Origin of the sequence: Paenibacillus sp. OT2-17 (genome assembly GCF_009827695.1) — a bacterium.
GTDB lineage: Bacteria > Bacillota > Bacilli > Paenibacillales > Paenibacillaceae > Paenibacillus > Paenibacillus polymyxa_B.
On the sequence record NZ_WUDQ01000320.1, the window covers coordinates 1 to 4074 of the forward strand.

General features: G+C 43.0%; 2 protein-coding genes and 2 pseudogenes. 2 read left to right on the top strand and 2 right to left on the bottom strand.

Annotation, left to right across the window (positions count from 1 at the left end; genetic code table 11):
* Window positions 1-135 precede the first annotated feature (135 nt).
* A pseudogene (locus GRP75_RS20345) lies at window positions 136-465 on the top strand (aldo/keto reductase); the annotation flags it as partial.
* Between the two features lie 85 nt (window positions 466-550).
* On the opposite strand, the gene GRP75_RS20350 reads toward GRP75_RS20345, so the two are convergent.
* A complete protein-coding gene (locus tag GRP75_RS20350) occupies window positions 551-2602 on the bottom strand; it encodes a fibronectin type III domain-containing protein (protein ID WP_075154247.1) in 2052 nt (683 codons plus the stop codon).
* Between the two features lie 508 nt (window positions 2603-3110).
* Between GRP75_RS20350 and GRP75_RS20355 the strand changes: the two genes are divergently transcribed.
* On the top strand, window positions 3111-3440 hold the full coding sequence (locus GRP75_RS20355; protein ID WP_023988844.1) for a DUF3817 domain-containing protein: 330 nt from the start codon (window positions 3111-3113) through the stop codon (window positions 3438-3440).
* 209 nt (window positions 3441-3649) lie between these two features.
* Here the strand turns inward: GRP75_RS20355 and GRP75_RS20360 are convergent.
* Window positions 3650-3898, bottom strand: a pseudogene (locus GRP75_RS20360) (YolD-like family protein); the annotation flags it as partial.
* Between the last annotated feature and the right edge of the window lie 176 nt (window positions 3899-4074).

The window sequence follows — 4074 nt, forward strand, 5'->3', positions numbered from 1 at the left end:
ACGGGTGAACCTCATGCACTGGAGTGTGCTAACCCTTTTGATATGCAATCTATCACACATGTGGCTGCCGTAGACTATATTCCCCAGGAAAGCTTCATTATAGAGCGCCCGTGATTCCTTTTTTTCCCGCTCGCATCAGGTCTGTTGGCCGGTAAATATAAGAAGGATGATGTTTTTAATGACACTTCACGAATGAATAATCCTTTATTTCAAAAAGAAGCATTTCTCGCAAATTTGGAACGCGTGGATCGCTTCAAAGCATTCGCGAAAGACAAGGGTGCAGATCCTGCACAGATTGCGCTAGCTTGGCTATTAACGCGTCCAGCCGTTGATCTAATTATTCCAGGTGCAACCAAGTCTGATCAAATCGAGTCCAATCTTCAAACTCTGGGTGTTCGACTAACAAGTGGCGAGCTTAAGCAACTCGATATTCTTTTCAATCAAAATAACTTGTTTACAGAGTAACAGATTGTCATTGTTCTACATACACTTCCTAATACACAGAAAGGGTTCTAAAGTGAAAACTTTAGAACCCTTTCTACAGAAGTATTTATTTTGTAATCGTAATTTGTTTGGATGCAGTATTATAGTTCACCTGATACCCCGAAAGCTCGCTAATTACTCGTAATGGAACCAGTGTGTAGCCGTTAACAATAACCGGAGCTGTGATGTTCGTCGAATAACTTCGGGAGTTGTTTAACTCATACACGGCAAGGGTCGAATTCTTGACTTGAAGCACTACTTGTTTGCCGTCTGTAGGTCGAGTCAGAATGATCTTTTTGGTCGCCTTTTCATAATTTACCTCGTAACCTATCCGTTCACTGATAAAGCGCAGCGGGACCATCGTCGCCCCATTTATGATTCGCGGAGCCTGAGCCATCGTCGTAGCACGACCATCGACATAAGCTGATTTAGCTCCTGGTGTCAGGGTGAACGAAGTTGAATATGAGGAAACCGCATTGTTAGGGTATGAGGACGTTGTACCAGAAGTTGTTGTTGTAGAACTCGTCCCGGATGATGAACTACTGGTACCAATCGCTCTATTGCGAATAGCTTCTAACCGATCCAGCAAATCGCTTTTACGGGTTCCGCTCGGCAGATCACTGATTGCATCTCTGGCAGAACGCCAGTCCGAGGCATTCAGACTGTTTTCTGCAATTCGCATCAAATCTCTCGCTTTCTCATAATTCGATGAACTAGATGACGAAGAAGAATAGTAACCATCCGAATTCGTGCGTTCTGATATCTTTACACCGCTAGATTCTCTTCCATTACTATTGACAGTTACGACCTTAATCTCATACCAGCGTCCTTCTCGCAAATCCGTGATTTTATAGGACTCAGAGCTTGTAGTTCCCTCATAATCTCCATCAACATATATCTTCACCTTGTCGGCTTTACTCGGCATATCGTAGGTGATTTTGATCCAGGTGTCACTTTTGCTATCTACTTCAAGATTGGACACTTCTGACGAATTGGAGGACGTACTGTCCGTTGTGGCAGTCAGTCTCACACCGGAGGACAATGCACCTGTGCTTCGCTTGGACCTAATCGTGAACGAATAGGCCTGCCCTGAAGAAAGATTGTTGAATGTATAGGATGTTCCTGATGAATCGGTTACCAGTTGCCCGTCCTTATACAGACTGACTGTACTAATTCCGCTGGGTCTCGTCCAGGAAACAGTGACGCTATAGTTATTAACTGATGTCACTGAAGCTCCTGTCACTTCGGGCACGGTATCAACGCTGAGCGCTGAGGTCGTAACCGGAATACTGATTCCTCCAGAGATGTTGCCGGATTTGTCAATAGTCTTGACCAGAACTGTATAATTTGTGGAGGCAATCAATCCACTGAACGTATAGGACGTCCCTGTAGTTCGCTGCACTTCCTTACCATTTAAATAGATGATCGCTTGGCTCAGGTCAGCATCCTTAGGCAATATGTAATTTACGGTAAAAGCGTTATATCCGACATTCGTCGCTGTCAGCCCGCTTACCTCTCCTGGAGGTGTCTTATCTACAGGGACATCAATGGAAGCCGTTTTGGCCTGTACTATCGTACCTTGTGATTCATCTCCGCTCTTATTCACCGTCTTCACTCGAAAGGTATAGGTCGTATTCGGCTGTAAACCGCTCAACATATAAGAGTTACTTCTAATATTATCTACATACACATCGTTAGTGACACCAACCACTTTTACATGGTCGAAATTAAGGTCCGACGGATTGGTCCAGGACAAATTTACTTTTGTTGTTTCTGTAGGAACCGCTGTCAGATTGCTTACCTCTGCCGGCGCGATATTCGCAGTAACCATTTGGCTCGACATTACTTTTAGCATTTGGTTGAGATAGGTGTTCTGACCATAACCTTTTGTTAACGTAGTCACTTTCGTGCCTGAAGTAACCGGCACATTACGACCTTGAGCGGTTGCTAATTTGGTATGTAACTGTGCTGTATTCAGTCCTGTCAGATTTGAGTTATGCCTCTCAGTCGGCAACGCGCTAGCCACTGCATCGGGGGCCAAAATGCCATATCCCGTATTTAAAATCAGTGTAGCCGTTGCGAACGGAGCCATCCATTGACGCAAACGTTTTTTATTCATGATCTATGCTCTCCTTGATACCAGTATGGAAATTTTATTTGTCAAAACTAATAAGTTAAGCTTATAAACCCTTCTGCTGCCATCCAGCTTTTAAAATTCACACTATAATGTACACACGTTCATTTAACTGTTATCGGAATTTGCATACAAAATGTTTAGACTTCACACTAGCATTTTTACTGATAGGGTCGCGCAAACAACATATGCTAAGCCTTCGAACTTGACCAGCTTAGTGTTTTTTCTTACTCCAAGCCATCTTTCTAAGCCCAATTGTTTGTTTCAACAATTTAAACGAAATTACGATCATCGTTTCCGGGCACGCTAAGCTGTGGTACGTTGGAATCAGCGAAATGAAGCATTTGATGGGAGATACTTCAGTCATGTGAAAGCTCTGACATAACCTTGGGATTCAGCTGTAAATATTCGATATATCGTAACTTTCTACCGTTTAATAACATTGCATTATAGGATATATTAAATTTTAAGCAATAGGAGAAGGAGGTGTATTATGTTCAAAAATGCCTTTAAGATGTTTGGTGTCATTGGTAATATTGAAGCGATTTCATATCTACTGCTTGTGTGTATCGCTATGCCGCTTAAATACGCAGCTGGAATGCCGCAAATGGTAAGCTGGGTGGGTATGATCCATGGGGTACTGTTCGTGGCTTATGTCATAGCTACTGTGGTCATGCTGATTCTGCGGAAAATAACGCTACTGCAAAGTCTTGCAGCCTTGATTGCATCGCTGTTGCCGTTTGGCCCCTTCATTTTTGATCGTAAGGTGCTTAAGAAGGCCGAAGCACGTGCCAGTCATACCAGCCCGATAAAAGCTACATAAGCATGTACAAGGGAAAGTGCCAACACAATAACGCGGCTTTCTCTTCCCACTCATGCAGCAGCATACAAAAACAACCGATGGCTCTAAACCACTCGGTTGTTTTTGTATACGCGAATTGTAAATTGTTACTTTCCCACAGCAGTAAGGGAGACCCTAACTTTGTCATTCTTTTCGTCCTTTTCTGCTATATTTATGTAATCACAACAACTATCTCTCGGGTAATTTACACTCATAATATCCATAAAAGGAACTTTTTCTGTTTCTCCATTACTCTCCACATGAACCTTTCCCGTTCTCGGGTCCATTTTAACGATCTGTCCGCGGGTTGTTTCTTGGCGTCCCCATACGGTCAATACGATTTCGGATTGCTCACGTTGTGCTTCTACAAGCTGATTCCCGATTTCCTCCAGTACAAATTCATCCCGAGTAGGCCGTTTGGCTACCTTCGCTTTTGCCATTTGCTATCACCCTTCCTTTCGTGCAAAATCAAAATCAAATTCATTCCATTTTACCATACTTTTCATCATTTGGTGCTGGTAATGTGAGTAAAATTACGTCTCAGAACCACTAAAAAGCCAAGTTCTCAAAAACGAGAACATCGGCTTTTTAAAGTTGCTTGTTGGAGCTCATTAGG